Source organism: Streptomyces sp. SID12501, assembly GCF_010550245.1.
Taxonomy (GTDB): Bacteria; Actinomycetota; Actinomycetes; order Streptomycetales; family Streptomycetaceae; genus Streptomyces.
This window is the reverse complement of sequence record NZ_JAAGLU010000008.1, coordinates 222,142-240,477: the sequence shown is the minus strand read 5'-3', so window position 1 is coordinate 240,477 and position 18,336 is coordinate 222,142. Positions and strand designations below refer to the sequence as shown.

The 18,336-nt window shown below is 69.8% G+C and carries 12 protein-coding genes and 2 pseudogenes; 12 read left to right on the top strand and 2 right to left on the bottom strand.

Features of this window, described 5'->3' with window-relative positions; all coding sequences use genetic code 11:
* Positions 1 to 93: 93 nt before the first annotated feature.
* Complete coding sequence (locus G3I71_RS11950; RefSeq protein ID WP_203729981.1) at positions 94 to 834, bottom strand: hypothetical protein; 741 nt, start codon at positions 832 to 834, stop codon at positions 94 to 96.
* Positions 835 to 1,055: 221 nt separating this feature from the next.
* On the opposite strand from G3I71_RS11950, the gene G3I71_RS11945 reads away from it, so the two are divergent.
* The 4 genes from G3I71_RS11945 (at position 1,056) to G3I71_RS11930 (ending at position 6,397) form a co-directional block, all read left to right on the top strand.
* Entirely contained in the window at positions 1,056 to 1,832 is a 777-nt protein-coding gene (locus G3I71_RS11945; protein WP_164313952.1) for an SDR family NAD(P)-dependent oxidoreductase, read from the top strand.
* 139 nt (positions 1,833 to 1,971) lie between these two features.
* Positions 1,972 to 3,090, top strand: coding sequence for an LLM class flavin-dependent oxidoreductase (locus G3I71_RS11940; protein ID WP_164313951.1), 1,119 nt, complete (start codon positions 1,972 to 1,974; stop codon positions 3,088 to 3,090).
* A 125-nt stretch (positions 3,091 to 3,215) separates the two neighbouring features.
* The gene (locus G3I71_RS11935) at positions 3,216 to 4,949 is read left to right on the top strand and encodes a D-aminoacylase (RefSeq protein WP_164313950.1); all 1,734 of its coding nucleotides are present in this window, start codon (positions 3,216 to 3,218) and stop codon (positions 4,947 to 4,949) included.
* Complete coding sequence (locus G3I71_RS11930; protein ID WP_164313949.1) at positions 4,946 to 6,397, top strand: aldehyde dehydrogenase family protein; 1,452 nt, start codon at positions 4,946 to 4,948, stop codon at positions 6,395 to 6,397. The genes G3I71_RS11935 and G3I71_RS11930 overlap by 4 nt, the downstream gene beginning before the upstream one ends.
* Before the next feature lie 43 nt (positions 6,398 to 6,440).
* Here the strand turns inward: G3I71_RS11930 and G3I71_RS51035 are convergent.
* Positions 6,441 to 6,783: pseudogene (locus G3I71_RS51035) on the bottom strand (DNA-binding protein); the annotation flags it as partial.
* A gap of 109 nt (positions 6,784 to 6,892) precedes the next feature.
* Between G3I71_RS51035 and G3I71_RS51030 the strand changes: the two are divergent.
* From G3I71_RS51030 to G3I71_RS11885, 8 genes and pseudogenes are all read left to right on the top strand, one after another.
* Positions 6,893 to 7,126, top strand: a pseudogene (locus tag G3I71_RS51030) (ATP-binding protein); the annotation flags it as partial.
* 509 nt (positions 7,127 to 7,635) lie between these two features.
* Positions 7,636 to 8,805 (top strand): NADP-dependent malic enzyme, encoded by a 1,170-nt coding sequence (locus G3I71_RS11915; protein WP_239149087.1) that lies wholly within the window; start codon positions 7,636 to 7,638, stop codon positions 8,803 to 8,805.
* 73 nt (positions 8,806 to 8,878) lie between these two features.
* A complete protein-coding gene (locus G3I71_RS11910; RefSeq protein WP_164313947.1) occupies positions 8,879 to 10,165 on the top strand; it encodes an adenylosuccinate synthase in 1,287 nt (428 codons plus the stop codon).
* Between the two features lie 62 nt (positions 10,166 to 10,227).
* Positions 10,228 to 11,778, top strand: a complete 1,551-nt coding sequence (locus G3I71_RS11905) for an FAD/NAD(P)-binding protein (protein WP_343242932.1) — start codon at positions 10,228 to 10,230, stop codon at positions 11,776 to 11,778.
* A complete protein-coding gene (locus tag G3I71_RS11900) occupies positions 11,769 to 12,680 on the top strand; it encodes a formyltransferase family protein (protein ID WP_164313945.1) in 912 nt (303 codons plus the stop codon). The genes G3I71_RS11905 and G3I71_RS11900 overlap by 10 nt, the downstream gene beginning before the upstream one ends.
* Positions 12,681 to 12,740: 60 nt before the next feature.
* A complete protein-coding gene (locus tag G3I71_RS11895; protein WP_164313944.1) occupies positions 12,741 to 13,820 on the top strand; it encodes a thioesterase domain-containing protein in 1,080 nt (359 codons plus the stop codon).
* A 39-nt stretch (positions 13,821 to 13,859) separates the two neighbouring features.
* Positions 13,860 to 15,149, top strand: coding sequence for an MFS transporter (locus tag G3I71_RS11890; protein WP_164313943.1), 1,290 nt, complete (start codon positions 13,860 to 13,862; stop codon positions 15,147 to 15,149).
* A 38-nt stretch (positions 15,150 to 15,187) separates the two neighbouring features.
* Positions 15,188 to 18,322 carry a non-ribosomal peptide synthetase gene (locus G3I71_RS11885; RefSeq protein WP_164313942.1) on the top strand — a complete coding sequence of 1,045 codons (3,135 nt, stop codon included), beginning with the start codon at positions 15,188 to 15,190 and terminating at the stop codon, positions 18,320 to 18,322.
* Positions 18,323 to 18,336: the final 14 nt, after the last annotated feature.

Here is an 18,336-nt window from a genome sequence, read left to right as displayed (position 1 = left end):
GGGGGGAGTTGAGGGCATTCGGCCAGGTGGGACGAGTGATGAGGAGGTGGGGGGAGTGGGGTGGGGGGATGCGCGGGACATGGGAGGGCGTCGTCAGCAGTCGGTCAGGACGGGCTTGGCGACCCCGTCCGCGATGCCCGCGGCTCCGGCGGCGCCCGGCAGGACCGCGGGTCCCTCGACGAGTTCCGACGCGACGAAGTTCTTCTCCGGTGAGGGGTTCACCGCGAAGCTGCCGGGGTTGGCGTCGATCCGTACCCGCCATTCGCCGGTCATGCGCTGCATTTTCGGCGTGAACTCCATGTGCAGGACCTTGCCGACCGGAACCTCCCGGTTCTCCGTGTCGCCGGCGGTCACCGACTTGACGGTCATGTCGGTCGTTCCCTTGTGCTTGAGCCAGGACCCGCTGAGAAAGCCGAAGAGCCCTCCGCCGGCGCCCTGTTGGGTCGCGGTGTACTTGCCCGACCCCTGGGCCACGGTCGATTTCCAGGTGATCGAGACCTTCGACGGTTCGGTGGCGTTCGGCTCGCAGTTCGGGAAGTCGATCGAGGCCTTCTCGGTGGGGCCGTCGAACAACTCGAAATTCGTCTCGACGTAGTTGCAGTTGTCGGACTCGAAACTCGGGCCGGCGATGGGGTGTCCGCCGAAGTCGAAAATGTCCTGCTGTTTACCGTTGAGTACCTTGGCCCGTTCGCACATCGTGATGATCTGCTCGGGTGTCTTCTCCTCGGCCGCGTTCGCCGACGGAAGGAGAGTGATGATCACGCCGCCGGTCGCGAGCGCCGATCCGATCGCCACGATCCGGACCTTCTTGTTCTTCAGGCGCCTCTTGGCCATGCCGCTCCGTCCCTGGGATTCCTTGGTGTTCGCTTTACCTGTTCGTGGAGAATTATTGGTGTCACCTGTGGGTGCGCGACAGGGTCAAATATCCCTACTCCCCAGTCACTTAAGGTGTGCTATCGCACACACAGCACACTCGCCGTCGAGTCTGACGCATCGTCAGATGCGGCGGTACGATGCTGACCTCCACCGATGTGAACGCTGCGAAGGGGTTCCGCATGGGCAAGCTCGACGGACGGGTCGTCATCGTCACCGGCGCGGCACGCGGTCAGGGGGAGCAGGAGGCCCGGCTCTTCGTGGCGGAGGGTGCGCGAGTGGTCGTAGCGGATGTGCTCGACGACCAAGGGGAAAAGCTGGCAAAGGAGTTGGGCGCCCTGTATGTCCATCTCGACGTGCGCGAGGAGGCGGGCTGGCAGGCTGCCGTAGCCGCCGCCGAGAAGGCGTACGGCCGGATCGACGGACTGGTCAACAACGCCGGCATCCTCCGCTTCAACACCCTTCTCGACACACCCCTCGACGAGTTCATGCAGGTCGTGCAGGTCAACCAGGTCGGCTGCTTCCTCGGGATCAGGGCGGTCGCGCCGCGCATCGCCGACGCCGGCGGCGGGACGATCGTCAACACCGCCTCGTACACCGGGCTCACCGGGATGGCGGCGGTCGGGGCGTACGCGGCGAGCAAGCACGCCATCGTCGGGCTCACCCGGGTCGCCGCGCTGGAACTGGCGCGCCGGAAGATCCGGGTCAACGCCGTGTGCCCGGGCGCGATCGACACCGCGATGTCCAACCCGGCCGTACTCGACCCGGACGCCGACGCCGAGGGTGCCTCGCAGGGGCTGGACAAGCTGTACCGCAAGCTCGTGCCGCTGGGGCGGATCGGGCGGCCGGACGAGGTGGCGCGGCTCGCGCTGTTCCTCACCTCGGAGGACTCCTCGTACATCACCGGACAGCCGTTCGTGATCGACGGGGGCTGGCTCGCGGGCGTCTCCGTCGTCTGAGCGACCCGACTTCCGTACCTGACTGACCGTCAGCTATTGACGGTCCCAGGGGCCGGTGGAACAGTCGACTCATCAAATCTGACGCTGCGTCAGAAACATCGGGAACGTCAGCAACGGTTACTGGGGACGGTGAACCTCCTTGGAATTCGGGCTCTTTGTACAGGGATACGTGGGCAAGCGGGCCGAGACCGATCCGCTCGCGGAGCACAAGGCGCTGATGGAGGAGACCGAGTACGTCATTCAGGCGGACAAGTCGAACTTCAAGTACGCCTGGGTGTCCGAGCACCACTTCCTGGAGGAGTACTCGCACATCTCGGCCAGTGACGTCTACCTCGGCTACCTCGCCCACGCCACCGAGCGCATCCACCTCGGCTCCGGCATCTTCAACCCGCTCGCCCCGGTCAACCACCCGGTGAAGGTGGCCGAGAAGGTCGCCATGCTCGACCATCTCACCGGCAACCGCTTCGAGTTCGGCTCCGGCCGGGGCGCCGGCTCCCACGAGATCCTCGGCTTCATGCCCGGCATCACCGACATGAACCACACGAAGGAGCTGTGGGAGGAGACGATCGCCGAGTTCCCGAAGATGTGGATGCAGGACGAGTACGTCGGCTTCCAGGGCAAACACTGGTCGTTGCCGCCCCGCAAGATCCTGCCCAAGCCGTACGGTCCCTCGCACCCCGCGATGTGGTACGCCGCCGGCTCGCCGCCCTCGTACGCCATGGCCGCCCGCAAGGGGCTCGGAGTTCTCGGCTTCAGCGTGCAGAGGGTCTCCGACATGGAGTGGGTGCTGGAGCAGTACAAGACGGCGATCGTGGACGCCGAACCGGTCGGGGACTACGTCAACGACAACGTGATGGTGACGTCGACGGCGATCTGCGCGCCGACACACGCGGAGGCGGTACGGATCGCGGCGGGCGGTGGGCTGCACTATCTGCAGTCGCTGCTCTTCCGGTACCACGACACGTTCCCTCGTCCCGAGGGGTTCCCGGTGTGGCCGGAGACGCTGCCCGAGTTCAATGAGGAGATCATCGAACTGCTCATCGCCGAGGAGCTGTTGATCTGCGGGGACCCGGACGAGGTGCTCACGCAGTGCAAGCGGTGGGAGCAGGCCGGGGCGGATCAGCTGAGCTTCGGTATGCCGATCGGGATCTCCAGGGAGGACACGCTGCAGACGATCCGGTTGGTCGGTGAGCATGTGATTCCGAAGATCGACACCGACCCTGTGCATCGGACTTCGCGGTTCCGGGGGGCGGCTTGAGGTTCGTTGGCGGGCGCGGGGCCGTCGTGGTTGTTCGCGCCCACGCGGCGGAGCCGCAAATCGATACAGTCCCGCGCCCCTAAAAGAGGGGCGCGTCCCTGCGGGCCTTGGGAAGAGGTGCAGTCGTGCTTGACCATCTGATCGCGGGCGTCACCGTCGTCGACGGGACCGGCGCGCCCGCCTACGTCGCCGATGTGGGGATACGGGACGGTCGCATCGCGGCCATCGGTACCCGGATCACCGAGGACGCCCGGACGACCGAGGACGCGTCCGGGCTGGTCCTCGCCCCCGGGTTCGTCGATCCGCACACGCATTACGACGCCCAGCTCTTCTGGGACCCGTATGCCACGCCGTCCCTCAATCACGGGGTCACGACGGTCGCCGCCGGCAACTGCGGTTTCACGCTGGCCCCGTTGAACCCGGACCGGCCGGACGACGCCGACTACACGCGCCGGATGATGTCCAAGGTCGAGGGGATGTCCCTGGTCGCGCTGGAGGAGGGGGCGCCCTGGACCTGGAACGGTTTCGGGGAGTACCTGGACGCGCTGGAGGGGCGGATCGCGGTCAACGCCGGTTTCATGGTGGGGCATTGCGCGCTGCGCCGGTACGTCATGGGGCCGGACGCGGTGGGCGGACAGCCGACGGAACAGCAACTCGACGACATGCTGCGGCTGTTGCACGAGGCCATGGACGCCGGCGCCTGGGGATTCTCCACCACGCAGTCGTCCTCCCACTCCGACGGGGACGGTGAGCCGGTGGCGTCCCGGCATGCGCTGCCCGCCGAACTCCTCGCCCTCTCCCAGGCGGTCGGCGAGCACGAGGGCACCCAGATCGAGGCGATCGTCGCGGGCTGCCTCGACCAGTTCAGCGACGCCGAGATCGATCTGTTCGTCGAGATGAGCGCGGCTGCCGGACGCCCGCTGAACTGGAACGTGCTCACGATCGACGCGTCCGTGCCGGCCCGCGTACCCCGCCAGTTGGAGGCAAGTGAGCGTGCCCGTAAGGCGGGTGGCCGGGTCGTGGCCCTCACCATGCCCATCCTCACGCCGATGAACATGTCCCTCGGCACCTTCTGCGCGCTGAACCTGATCCCCGGTTGGGGACCGGTGCTCGGCCTGCCGGTCGCCGAGCGGATCACCCGGCTCGGCGACCCGGCGGTACGGGCCGAGATGGTCCGCCAGGGGCAGAGCGAGGAGGCCGGAGTCTTCCGGCGGCTGACGGACTTCGGGCGTTATGTCATCGGGGACACGTACAGCGCGGCGAACGAGGGCCTGACCGGGAGGGTGGTGGAGGACATCGCCGCCGAACGCGGCCTCGACCCCTTCAGTTGCCTCGTCGAGATCTGCGTGGCCGACGATCTGCGTACGGTCCTGTGGCCCATGCCCACCGACAACGACCCGGCGTCCTGGGCGCTGCGCGCCGAGACCTGGCGGCACGAGGACGTACTGCTCGGCGGCTCCGACGCCGGCGCGCACCTGGACCGGATGTGTGGGGCCCCGTACACGACCCGTTTCCTCGGCGACTGTCTGCGCGGCCGGAAACTGGTGCCGCTGGAGCGGGCGGTGCAGATGCTGACCGACGACCCGGCGCGACTGTTCGGCCTGCGCGAGAGGGGGCGTGTCCAGGAGGGCTTCCACGCCGACCTGGTCCTCTTCGACCCGGAGCGGATCGCCGCCGACAAGGCCACCCTGGTGCACGACCTGCCGGGTGACAGCCCGCGTCTCGACTCGAAGGCGATCGGCGTAACAGCCGTGTGGGTCAACGGCGTCGAGACGATCCGGGACGACACGGTGACGGGTGCGGTACCGGGCAGGGTGCTTCGTTCGGGCCGGGACACGGCGACGGTGAGCACCAAGTGAGCGACGCACAGCGGCTGTTCGTCGGCGGTTCGTGGGTGGAACCGGCCGACGGGCACTACGAGGTGATCGACCCGGCGACGGAGGAAGTCGTCGGGTATGCGCCGGAGGCTTCACGGGAGCAGGCGTACGCCGCCGCCGCGGCGGCCCGCGAGGCCTTCGGACCGTGGTCGCGCACGTCACCGGAGGAACGGGCCGCCGTCCTGGCCCGCGCCGCGGACATCATCCAGAGCCACCTGGTGCCGTACGCCGCCCTCGCCCAGGCGGAGACCGGCGCCACGACGGGAACGGCGCGCGGGATGCAGGTGGGCGTGGGCGCGGCCCGTTTCCGCCGGTACGCGAAGGTGGAGCCGGCCGAGTGGGCGATCGCGCCGCAGGTCAACGAGGGGGGCCCGTTCGGGAAGGCCGCGGTGATGGGTGCGCTGGCGATACGCCAGCCCGTGGGCGTGGTCGCCTGCATCACCTCGTACAACAACCCCTGGGCCAACCCGGCCGGCAAGATCGCGCCCGCCCTGGCGATGGGCAACACGGTGGTCGTGAAGCCCGCTCCGCAGGACCCGCTGTCGGTGTACAGGATGGCGGAGGCACTGGAGGAGGCGGGCGCGCCGCCGGGAACCGTCAACGTGGTCAGCGGGCTGGGCGTCGGTGTCGGCGAGGCGGTCGTGGGCTCCCCGGACGTCGACATGGTCAGCTTCACCGGTTCGACGGCGGTCGGGCAACGGATCGCCGAGGTGTGCGGCCGGAGCATGAAACGCCAGTTGATGGAACTGGGCGGAAAGGGCGCGGCACTCGTCTTCGACGACGCGGACATCCGCTCGGCGGTCGCGGGCATCGGCACGACGTTCTCGTTCTACAGCGGCCAGATCTGCACGGCACCGACCCGGGTGCTGGCCCAACGGGGCGTGTACGGACGGCTCGTGGAGCAACTCGCCGCGTATGCCGGTCACTTGAAGGTGGGCGACCCGCGTGCGGAGGGCACGGTGGTCGGGCCGGTGATCTCGGCGGCGCACCGCGACAGGGTCGAGGCGTACGTCGAACTGGGCCGGAAAGAGGGCGCGGTGGTGGTCGCCGGTGGCGAACGGCCTCCGTACGACCGGGGGTTCTATGTCGCCCCGACCCTGCTGGCCGACTGCACGAACGACATGCGGGTGGCCCGGGAGGAGATCTTCGGGCCGGTGGTGACCGTCATCCCCTTCGACGACGAGGAGGAGGGCGTCGCGCTGGCCAACGACAGCGAGTACGGCCTCATCGACTACGTCTGGTCGGGCGATGTGGCCCGCGCCTTCCGGGTCGCACGCCGACTACGGGCGGGCGGGGTCGGCGTGAACACCGTCGGGCGGAACATGGAGGCACCGTTCGGCGGCTTCAAGCGGAGCGGCGTCGGGCGCGATGTGGGGTCGTACGCGCTGCACGCGTACGGGGAGGTGCAGGCGGTGGTCTGGGCGGGATGATCGCGGGTACGGCTGCGGGCCGAACGTCTGCCTCGGGGTGAGGCGGGCGGCGCCGGCGCAGCGCCGTCTCGGCCACGGCGGCGTCGATGGCGTACTTGTGACCATGCGGTCGAGCGTTGATCAGCATGGCTGAGGCGGCCTTGGCCTCCTCGTCGCCGATGTGCACGATCCGTACGCCGGACCGACAGGACCCGGGCGAGCCGCGCCCTGTCGGTCCGGCGATGCACCGCTTCGATGATGGTGAGCGCGCTGATGACCACCTCCATGCCCCGCCTGCGGGCTTCGGAGACGAGGGCGACGACGGGCTCGTGATCGCCGACGAACTTCGACAGGCCCTCCCAGTCGAGAACGAGGGTGCCCTCGTGGCTCAGCCTGCGGCGGGCCACTGCCCCTCCTCGGCGAACACCTCGGCGAACACCTCGCCGAAGACCCGGCGTGCCCGCTCCTGCTCGTGCTCGGAGATCGGCCCCTGACGGCGTTCGTAGGAGTGAAGCTCTCACGCCGAGCCGGATCAAGGAGCGGTGGACGAGCCGGCGGGGCCGCGCGATCGAGCCCCTGGTACGGGAATCCCTGGCGCGCCTCCTGCCGGTCGGGCCCCTGCCCGCCGCCCCGGCGACCGGCGGGTACCGGACCCGTGGCAACGGCGTCGAGATCGACCTCGTGGGCGCCGACCGGCAGCCCGTGGCCAGGCAGTCGCTCTTCCTCGGGTCCGTCAAGTGGCTCCCGAGCGTCCTCGCGGTCGTCGAAGGAAGGCGCGCGGGGGCGGAGCCTCACGCTTCCCCCGCACCGGTCCGGTGCGTCTGCGGAGCGTGGCAAACATTGCCTACAGCTGGCAAATATCTGGCAAACGGCAGATGTGGAGTTGACTTCGCCGGACTGCGGACCGAAGGAGTGACGGCCTGTCGACGACTGGCGTCACGGTTACGGTCGCGGCGCCGGTCGCCGCGCCGGCGATGGCGATCGGATGCGTGCCGAGGTCGGTAGTGGTCGAGTTGATCGCGAATAGATGCAGAACAGGGTGGGTGTGGTGAATGCGACCACGGGAAGTCCGGTTCTCGTGACGTTGCCTCGCTGGGCGCGAACCGGGGTGGTCGGCGACTGGAACGACGCTGGGCGCGGCAGGACCGCAGGTCAGCTTCACCAGCTTGGTAATACTTGACAAGATTTGGCAATTCCGCTTAGCTTCTCTGCGGCCCACTAGGCGTCACGCCATGGTGGGAATGGGGGAGAGAGGCAACATGACGAACCGGCAGGGTGCCCGTGAGCGGGCGCTGACCTACCACCGGGGCGGAAAGCTGGAGATCCGCGCGACGGTCCCGCTCACCGGTCCCGACGAGCTGTCCCTGGCCTACACGCCAGGCGTCGCACGCGTGTGCACTGCCATCGCCGAGCGGCCTGAACTGGTGTTCGACTACACCTGGAAGTCGTCCTCGGTCGCGGTCGTCACCGACGGGACGGCGGTGCTCGGCCTGGGGAACATCGGCCCGCAGGCCTCCCTGCCGGTGATGGAGGGCAAGGCGATCCTCTTCAAACAGCTCGCGGACGTCGACGCTGTCCCGATTGCGCTGGACTGCACCGATGTCGACGAGATCGTCGAAACCGTGGTGCGGATCGCACCGGCCTTCGGCGGTATCAATCTGGAGGACATCTCCGCACCGCGCTGCTTCGAGATCGAGCGCCGGTTGCAGGAGCGGCTGGACATCCCGGTCTTCCACGACGACCAGCACGGCACCGCCGTCGTCACCCTGGCCGCCCTGTGGAACGCTGCCACGGTCACCGGACGGCGGCTGGCCGATCTGCGCGCGGTGGTGGCCGGCGCGGGCGCGTCCGGCATCGCGGTGGCACGGATCCTGCTGGAGGCAGGGATCGGCGACGTCGTGGTCGGCGACAGCAAGGGCGTCGTCCATGAGGGACGCACCGACCTCAACACCGCGAAGACCGCCCTGGCCCGCGACAGCAATCGCGCCGGGCTGACCGGGGACCTCACCGATGCCCTGCACGGTGCCGATGTGTTCATCGGCCTGTCCGGCAGTACGGTCCCGGAGCCCGCGTTCGCACACATGGCCCCGGACGCGATCATCTTCGCGCTGTCCAATCCCGACCCCGAGATCCTGCCCGACGCGGCCCGCCGCTACGCCACGGTCGTCGGCACCGGCCGGTCGGACTTCCCCAATCAGATCAACAACGTCCTGGCGTTCCCGGGCATTTTCGCCGGTGCTCTCAAGGTCCGCGCGTCGCGGATCACGGAGGGCATGAAGCTGGCCGCCGCACGCGCGCTGGCCGACGTGGTGGCGGACGAGCTGACCGTGGAGCGCATCCTGCCCGACTCCTTCGACGCACGTGTCGCCCCCGCCGTCACCCGTGCGGTCGCGGACGCCGCCCGCCGGGACGGGGTCGACCGGGCCTGACAGCCTTCGCGGCGCCCGTACCGCGCATGCCCCGCAATCCGAGCGAGCACGATGAACACGAGGAATCAGACATATGGCGCTGCACGCCGTCGTCGGCATCAACTGGGGTGACGAGGGGAAGGGCCGGATGATCGACTATCTGGCCCAGGAAGCGGACCTGGTGGTCAGATACCAGGGCGGCAACAACGCCGGTCACACCGTCATCAATCATCTCGGCACCTTCAAGCTCCGGCTGATCCCCTCCGGAATCCTGAACCCGGGAACGGTGAACGTGATCGGCCCCGGGACCGTCCTGGACCTGGAATCACTCGACGCCGAGCTCACCGAGCTGCGGAAGCGTGGCGTGGACACGTCCGGTTTGTTGCTCTCCGAGCGGGCGACGGTCTGCTTCCCCTTCCACCGCGACCAGGACGCCTGGGAGGAGGACCGGCTCGCCGACCAGTCGTACGGCAGTACCCGGCGCGGTATCGCACCGGTCTACGGCGACCGCTACCTCAAGAAGGCCCTCCAGCTGGGCGAGTTGCTCGACCCGGACCACCTGCGCGGCCGGCTGGCAGACGTCGTCGAGTGGAAGAACCTGGCCAATCGGGCTCTCTACCCGGGCCGGCCGGAGATCTCGCTCGACGCGATGACCGAGTGGGCGCTGGACTACGCCGAGCGGCTGCGCCCTCACATCTGCGATGTGACCCCCGTACTCGCCGAGGCGGACCGGGCCGGCCGGCATGTCATCTTCGAAGCCCAGCTCGGCGCGCTCCGCGACATCCTGCTCGGCATCTACCCCTACACCACCTCCTCCAGCTCACTGGCCGGATACGCGCCGGTGGGGGCGGGGCTGCCGGGCCGGCCGCTGAACCTGGTCACCGGCGTCATGAAGGCGTTCTCCACCTGCGTCGGCGAGGGCCCCTTCGTCACCGAGGAGTCCGGGGAGTGGGCCGACCTGCTCCGCAAGAGTTCCGGCGAGTACGGCGTCAACACCGGTCGGCCACGCCGTATCGGGCACTTCGACGCCGTGGCATCGCGCTACGGAACCCTCCTCCAGGGTGCCGACGAGATCGCGCTCACCAAGCTGGACAGCCTCAGCGGGCAGCCCGTTCTGCGGATCTGCACGGCGTACGAGACCGACGGCACGCGCAGCGCCGACTTCCCGATGACCCACCGGCTCACGCGTGCCCGGCCGGTCTACGAGGATCTGCCCGGCTGGGACGAGGACCTCACCGGGATCCGGGATTTCGCGGACCTGCCCGCAGCCGCGGCCCGCTACGTACTGCGGATCGAGGAACTCGTCGGTGCTCCGGTCAGATACGTGTCGGTAGGACCCGAGCGCGATCAGCTGATCGACCGGGGACCCGGGGCGCGCTGAGCCGGCGACGCGATGCCCCTCCACCACGACAGAGCTCACAACGAAAGGTCCGGCCAAGACCGATGCCAGCCGAAAGCGACGTAAGCGTGCTCCCAGGCCGCCCGCCGAGATTCGCGGTTGCCGGCATGGGAGCGACGGGCGTGGGCGTTTTCGTCGCTCTGGTGCGCTCCCTGATCGGCAGCGGACGCGCGCAGGGCGCCGAGATCGACATATTCGAAACCGGGCAGCGGCTCGGCGCCGGTGTCGCCTACAGCACGCCACACGACTGTCACCTGCTCAACATGCGGTCCGCCACCATGAGCGTCCACGCCGATGATCCCGGGCACTTCGTGCGCTGGCTGGGCTCCCACGAGGACCCGGCCGCGGCAGCCGCCGGGGCCACCGACTACGTACCCCGTCGGCTGTTCGCGGCATATCTCCAGGAGTACTTCGAGGAGTCGCTCGGCCTGGCCCGCAGAGAAGGCGTGAAAGTGCTCACCCACCAGGCGATGGTGAGCGACTGCCGCGAGGACGCCCACGGGGTGCGTCTGGTCGCCGGGCTCGACCAGTTCGTCTACGACTACGCCTTCCTGTGCCTGGGCGACCTGCCGTCGACGGAGTACCTGGAGTTCACCAAGGTCCCCAACTACATCCATTCGATGTGGCACGGTGCCGGGCTGGAGGCCATCGGCCCGGATGCCACCGTGGGAATCATCGGCACCAGTCTGACCGCTGTGGACGCCCTGCTTCTGCTGCGGGGCAGCGGGCACCGGGGCGCCATCACCTGCTTCTCGCGGCGCCGTTCGCTGCCGAAGGTGCAGGGGCCCAGAGTCCGTTACACCCTGCGTCATGTGACCCCGGAAAATCTGCGGGAGCTCACCGAGGACTTCACGAGGGAACTGGAGTTCAGCGAGATCGCGGCGCTCTTCCAGCGTGAGCTGGAGGACGGCCTGGGGCTGGCCGTGGACTGGCCCCGCGTGCTGTCCCAGCCGTCCGCCGCCTACGCCGGCACCCTCGCCAAGGACATCGAACTGGCCGAGAACGGTCAGACACTGTGGTACTCGATCCTCGACGCGACATCGGAGGTCATTCCCCAGGTCTGGCGGTCCATGTCGACCGGCGCCCGAGAGGCCTTCATCCGCGACCACCTCTCCATCTGGTCGATGTTCCGTCACTGCATGCCGCTGGACAACGCGCGGCGGCTGCTGGCGATGGCCGAGGAGGGCGCCTTCGAGGCCCTCAGCGGACTTGCCTCGGTGGCGTACGACGAGGAATCCGAGCGATTCCGCCTCGACGGCGGACAGGACGGGCGCAGCTTCTCCCGCGAGGTCCAATGGCTGGTCAACGCCACCGGCACGGGCTTCTCCCTGGAACGCAGCGACTCGTCACTGATCCAGAACATGCTCATGCGCGGCGACATCAGGCCACATCAGCTCGGCGGCATCGACGTCGAGTTCGACACCATGCGGGTGGCGCGACGCGACGGCTCCTTGTCCGGCCGGGTCCTGTACATCGGACCGCTGACCCGCGGCGTCCACTTCTACACCAACTCGTTCGAGACCAACCTCGCCAACGCGCACACCGCCGTCGAGACGGTCACCGCGCTTCTCAAGAAGGCATCGCCATGCGGGTAGCGTTCTTCGTCGGCAACGACATAACCTCCCACCTCATCGTCGACCAGGTGCTCGACGACATCGTCCGGGCAGGTCACACCCCGTACGTCTGTTACACCCAGCAGCCGCCCAACCCCCGGGCCGAGCCCGAGCTCCGCGAACTCTTCCGGTACGAGCGGACGCTGCTCAACACCTACGTCTACCCGTACCTCGACAGCCTCCCCGCCCCCCTGCACAGCAGCTTCCTCTCCCCCGCGGGCATCGCGAAGCTGCACCGGGGAAGCGTCGTCGTCCGCGTCGTCGAGGATGTGAACGACCCCGCCTTCCTGGACTATCTGGCGCAGGAAGACATCCGCGCGGGCTTTTCGGTCCGCTGTTACCAGAAGTTCCGGGCGCCGCTCATCGACCATTTCCGTCCGGCGGCCGGGGCCTCGCCGCTCTTCGCGAACCTTCACCCCGGGCTGCTGCCGGGATACCGGGGCGTGCTCACATTCGCCCGTTCCATGTTGCACGGCGAGGCAGAGGCCGGGTTCACACTCCACCGGGTCAACGAGGAGTGGGACGCCGGAGGTGTCATCTCCGTCAGTGCCGGACCGCTGGACTACACCCGGTCGGTGCTGGAGAACATGTGCCGGCAGCGCGGCGAAGCAGCCGGTCTGCTGGTCCGTGCCATCGAGCAGGCGGCCGGGGAAGGCGTTTGGGACGACCGGCCGCAGGACCCGGGGCAGGCCGGCTACTACTCCCATCTGCGCCGCCCCGAACTCGACGAACTCACCCGCAAGGGCATCGCGCTGGTGCGGCCGCGAGCCGTCATCGACCTGCTGGTCGGCGCCTTCACCCGGCCCGGCTCCCCCGAAAGCTTCGAACTCGGCGGAATCCTCACCGGGGTGACCAGCCACCTCCCCGAACCCGCGCTGGGCTGACCTGCCCCAGGCCCGGCCGACCCACCACCACACCCAAGAGCCACCAGAGAGGACGCCACCATGGCGTTGGACCGCAGCGAGACCGTGCAGATCCTCAGTGAGATCTGGGAGGACCTGCTCGCCGTCGAAGTCGATCCGGACGACGACTTCTTCGACCTGGGCGGCTACTCGCTGCTCGTCGTGAACGTGGTCGCCGAGGCCCGCAAGCGAGGCCTGCGGCTGGAGGCCAACGACATCTACGCGCACAAGACTCCGGCCGCGATCGCCGTCGCCCTGAGCCCCGACGGCGAGTCCGCCACCGTACCCACCGCGAACGACCCCGACTTCGGCAGCGTCTGGGAGACCGGCCTGAGCCCGCTGGAGACCGAACCGGCTGCCACGCTCGTCCCCCTGGCCCCCGAAGGCTCCGGTACCCCCGTCTTCTGCTTCCACTGGGGTACCGGCAACGTTCGCTTCATGCGCGACCTGGTGGACAGCTTCCGCGGCGAGCGCCCCGCGTACGGCCTGGAGATGGCCGGTATGTGGAGCCGCGAACGCCCGGTCCTGTCGATCGCCGAGATGGCCACCCGGTATCTGCGAGAGATCCGCACTGTCCAGCCTCAGGGCCCCTATCTGTTCGTCGGACCGTGCGCCGGCGGCCGGATAGCGTACGAGATCGCCCGTCTGCTGGAGGAGAACGGCGAGAGCGCCGCCGTCCTCGCGGTCGTCAACACCATGCCGCCCGGCACCACGGAACTGGACCCCTCCTGGGGGCTGCGCGAGCTGTACGACTTCCGGATCAACTCGCTGCGCAGCCGTTTCGAGGTGCCCGACCTGCTCACCGACCAGGAGCGGGTGATGCGCGGCATGGTGGAGATCGCCTGGCTGGACGAGGATGTGGACCCCGCCGACCTGCACTGGCGGCAGGCCGTCTGGGCCGCCGGGATCTTCGCCCAGGAGCACTACGAGCCGCGCCCGTACGGCGGTGAGGTCACCGTCTTCCAACTGGCCGAGAACGCGGCCCGCGAGGACGCCGACTGGGGCCGGCTGGCAGCCGTCACCGAGACCCACACCTACGAGTCCGCGGGCACCCTGCCGCTGCTGCGCGAGGCCGCGTTCGCCGAGGCTCTGGCCAAGAAGCTGGCCTCCTTCAGCGGCTGAGCCGCTGAGCCGCACACGACGATCCCGAGGTACATCACCGTGGCAAGCAAAGAGAACACAGCCGGAAGCCGGATCCCGGGCGCTGTCCGGTCCTGGGCGGCCCAACTGGTGCCCGCTCCCGGTCCGGCCCGCAGGCTCGCCGTCCTGACGGTGGTGCAGTCCACCGGATTCGGCCTCTTCCTCAGTTCCAGCGCCATCTTCTTCCGGCGCACGATAGGCCTGTCGGCCCAGCAGGTCGGCCTCGGGCTCTCCGTAGCCGGACTGGCCGGAATGCTGTGCACGGTGCCGATCGGCCGTCTCGCCGACCGGTACGGGGCCCGGCTGCCGCTGCTCGGCGCGTACGTGGCGCTGGCGGTGCTGTTCACCGGCTACTGCGGAGTCACGGGCTTCACGGGATTCGTCGTCGTCGCGGCGCTGATATCGGTCTGCGAGACCGCCTCCAACCCGCTGCGCATGACCCTCACCCATGAAGTGTTCCCGCCCGACGAACGGGTGCGCGTCAGCGCGCAGATGCGCAGCCTGTTCAACCTCGGCTTCATGCTGGGCGCGGCCGTCGCGGCCGGCGCGCTCGCGGTCGACGGCAGGGCCGCGTTCTACGCGGTCATCCTGCTCACGGCGGCGGCGCACACCTGCTGCGCGCTGATCACCTGGCGGCTGCCCGGCCGGGCGGGAACCCCGGCGACCACCACCCTCGAGGCGAAGCCCAAGTCGGGCCTGCGCGACGTGCGGTTCGTGTCGCTCGCGCTGCTGTGCGGGATCCTGGAGCTCTACCAGCCCATCCTGACGGTCGCCCTGCCGTTGTGGATCATCGGCCGTACGCAGGCACCCGGTTCGGTCAACGCCGGACTGCTCGTCCTGGACACGGTGCTCGTGATCGCGTTCCAGGTGGCGGCCAGCCGGGGCGCCGAGACCGCGCCCGGGGCTGCCAGGATGCTGCGGCGTTCCGGGCTGCTGCTGGCCGGCTGCTGCCTGGTGTTCGCGCTGACCCAGGACGCGTCGGCGCTGGTCGCGGTGCCGCTGCTCGTGCTCGGCACCGTGGTGCTCGTGCTGGGCGAGCTGAGCCAGTCGGCCGGCTCCTGGGGGCTGTCGCTGCACCTGCCGCCGCCCGGCAAGCAGGGCGAGTACCAGGGAGTCTTCGCCCTGGGCCGAGGCCTCCAGCAGACAGCGGGCCCATTTCTGGTGACGGCCCTGGCGGTCGGCCAGGGCCGGGTGGGCTGGGCCGTCCTCGCCGTGCTGCTCCTGCTCGCCGGACTGGCCTGCCCTCCGCTGACCAGAGCCGCCGAGGCCGCCCTTGCCACCGCTCCGGCGCGAACCGAACCGGCGCGCTGACCGCAGGCCCCCTTCCCACCCCGAGGATGAGAACCCGTATGCAGCCCGACCCGACCTGGAACCGGACCGCCCGGACCTATCCCGACGGTGACAGCCTCCATGGCATCGTCCGCGCCCACGCACGGACCCGTCCCGACGCCCTCGCGCTGGTCCACGGGACACGGACCGTGACATACGGCCTGCTGGACCGGGCGTCCGACGCGTACGCCGTACAGCTGGCGGCTCTCGGCGTCGGCCGCGGCGACCTGGTACCCGTGCGGCTGCCGCGCGGTGCCGAGCTGGCGGCGGCCGTGCTGGCCGTACTCAAGCTCGGTGCCGCCTACGCCCTGCTGGACGGCGGCTGGCCCCGCTCCCGGGTCGCCGACGTACTGGTCCAGCTGGACGCGAAGGTACTGATCGACGCCCCCGGGGGAGAACTGCCCGAATCTTCTCCGGTGGCACGCTGGTGTCCGCCACCGGGCGGCCTGACGGCTGCCGCCGGGGACGCCGATCCGGATTTCGAGCCGGTGGCCGCCGCGGGCGGAGATCCGGCGTGCGTGTTCTTCACCTCGGGGACGACAGGTTCACCCAAGGGCGTGCTGACGCCGCACCGGGCCACCGTGAGGCTCTTCCGGCCCGGCCCCGGAGGCTTCGCCCGCTTCGGACCCGGCACGGTCATGCCCCAGGCGGCTCCGGTGCCGTGGGACGGCTACTCGCTGGAACTGTGGTCCGTGCTCCTCAACGGGGGGACGTCGCTCGTCGTGGACGAGCCGTATCTGAGCCCGCAGGGTCTGCGGGCCGGCGTGGCCCGGCACGGCGTCGGCACGGCGTGGCTGACCAGCAGCCTCTTCAACATGATCGTGGACGAGGACCTCGCCGCGTTCGACGGCATGACCCAGGTCATGATCGGCGGTGAGCGGCTCTCGGCCCCGCATGTGCGGCGGTTCCTCGCACGGCACCCCGGCATCGCCCTGATCAACGGTTATGGCCCGGTGGAGAGCACCGTCTTCGCGACCACCCACCGGATCAGCCCCGCGGACTGCGACCGCCCGGCCGGTATCCCGATCGGCCGCCCGGTACCCGACACCCAGGTGTACGTACTCGACGGCGACCGGCTCTGTGCGATCGGCGAACCCGGTGAACTGTGCGTCGCCGGTGACGGCCTGGCGCTGCGTTACCTCGGCCGACCGGAACTGACAGCCGAGAAGTTCACCCAGGTCGCGGTCGACGGCCTGCGGCTGCGCGTCTACCGCACCGGGGACGTCGCGCACTGGGACAAGGACGGGCTGCTGCACTACGGCGGCCGAGCCGACCGCCAGGTCAAGATCCGCGGCCACCGGATCGAACCGGCCGAGGTCGAGCGTCAGATCGAGCAACTCCTGCCGGGCGTACGGCACTGCGCGGTGGTCGCCCGGCGCGACGAGGACACCGGCACCTGCCTGTCCCTGGCCGCCTTCTGCGTACCGCACCGCCCCGGCGACACGCTGGACGGAGCCCTCGACACGCTGCGGTCGGCGCTGGTGCGCCACCACGTGCCCGAGGCGCTGATGAGCATCGAGCGGTTCCCGCTCACCGGCAACGGCAAGCTGGACGAGCGGGCGATGCTGGGCCTGCTGCCCGCCCCGGGGCCACCGGCACCGCCCGCGCCGGCAGCGGAGGCCGCATCGGCACCCGGGGATCCTGTCGTCGCCCTCGTCGCGGCGGTTTTCGGGGAAGTGCTGGGGCTTACGGAAATACCGGTGGACGCCGACTTCACCGCCCTGGGCGGTACGTCCCTGGCCGCCGGCCGGGTCTGCGCCCGGCTGTCGGCGCGGCTGGAGCGTCCGGTGCCCGTTTCCCTGCTCTTCCAGCACCCGTCGGCGAACGCGCTCGGAGAGCGGCTGCGCAGCAGCGGGGAGACCGGCACCGGCTTCCCCGCCGAATCGCTCCCCAAGCCGCTCCCCGACGCCGAGATACCGCTCGGCCCGGTCCAGGAGGGCTTCCTCACCCGCCATCTCCTGGTCCCGGACGACCGCGCGGGGCACTGCCTGGCCGCGTGGACGATCGACGGCCCCCTCGACCTGGCCGCCCTTCGCCAGGCCGTGGCGGATGTGCACGAGAGGCATCCCGCGCTGCGCTCCGCGTACGTGATGGGCCGGGGCAGGACCTATGCCGTTCCGGACAGCGCAACGGCTCCTGGCATCGTGGCGCTGCCCACGGCCCCGGCGGAGGAGGCCGCGTTCACCGCGGTGCGTACCGCCCTCGCGGAGCCGCTGGACCTGGCCGAGGGCCAGGTCTGGCGGGCCGCCCTGGCGCCGGTCGACGGCGGTCGCAGGGCCGTGTTCGGGTACGTGGTGCATCACATCGCCTTCGACGGCTGGTCGGAATCGGTCCTGGCCGGCGACCTCGCGGCGGCGTACAACGCGCGTCTCGTCGGCGATGTCCCGGACCGCCCCGTCCTGCCGTCGGCGCCCCGGACCTGGGCCCTGCGTGAGGCCCATCTGGCGGCGGCCGACCTGCCCGGCCAGCGGGAGCGGTTGAAGGCCGTCCTCCGGGGCGTGCCCGATCTGCGTCTCCCGGCAGCCGGTGGAGGCACGGGCGTGCTGCGCGTCGAGGTACCGCTGACGGCCCGCGAGACCGCAGGGGTGAACCGCGAAGCCGCGGCCACCGGCCTCACCCGGTTCGCCGTACTGCTCTCGCGGTACGCGGCCGCGCTGGCCGAGCTCACCGGCCAGGACGACTTCGGTATCGGTGTCCCCCTGGCCCAACGCACCGACACCCGGCTCGAAGAGGCCGTCGGCTGCCACATCGGCATGGTCTGCCTGCGCATGCGCGGTCCCGCGCTGACCGCCGACCGTGCCGCCACAGCGGCGACCGGACGTCTGGTGCGAGAGGCGTTCGCCTGCCAGGACGTCGGCATCGCCGAGGCCGTACGCCTCGTCAACCCGCCTCGTACGTCCCGTTCACCGCTCTTCCAGACGATCTTCGCCTACCAGGACAACACCCCCGCCCGCCTGGCACTGCGCGATGCCCGTACGGCCTTCCGCCGGTTGCCCTACCTGGGAATCCCCACCGAGATCCAGGCCGAGGTCTGGCCGGACGGCGAGGCCCTGCGCATCGTGCTCAACGCCGACGCCGGCGCCGTGTCCGGCGACTTCGTACGGAGCCTGGCCAAGACGTTCTCCGATCTGGTCCGTACGACCGGCGCCTCCTGATTCCCGGCCTCCGC

What these genes read in the sequence shown, in the direction of transcription:
- G3I71_RS11895 (WP_164313944.1), top strand. Translation starts at nt 12,741, where the DNA reads ATGGCGTTGGACCGCAGCGAGACCGTGCAGATCCTCAGTGAGATCTGG.
- G3I71_RS11950 (WP_203729981.1), bottom strand. Translation starts at nt 834, where the DNA reads ATGGCCAAGAGGCGCCTGAAGAACAAGAAGGTCCGGATCGTGGCGATC.
- G3I71_RS11910 (WP_164313947.1), top strand. Translation starts at nt 8,879, where the DNA reads ATGGCGCTGCACGCCGTCGTCGGCATCAACTGGGGTGACGAGGGGAAG.
- G3I71_RS11885 (WP_164313942.1), top strand. Translation starts at nt 15,188, where the DNA reads ATGCAGCCCGACCCGACCTGGAACCGGACCGCCCGGACCTATCCCGAC.
- G3I71_RS11945 (WP_164313952.1), top strand. Translation starts at nt 1,056, where the DNA reads ATGGGCAAGCTCGACGGACGGGTCGTCATCGTCACCGGCGCGGCACGC.
- G3I71_RS11915 (WP_239149087.1), top strand. Translation starts at nt 7,636, where the DNA reads ATGACGAACCGGCAGGGTGCCCGTGAGCGGGCGCTGACCTACCACCGG.
- G3I71_RS11905 (WP_343242932.1), top strand. Translation starts at nt 10,228, where the DNA reads ATGCCAGCCGAAAGCGACGTAAGCGTGCTCCCAGGCCGCCCGCCGAGA.
- G3I71_RS11900 (WP_164313945.1), top strand. Translation starts at nt 11,769, where the DNA reads ATGCGGGTAGCGTTCTTCGTCGGCAACGACATAACCTCCCACCTCATC.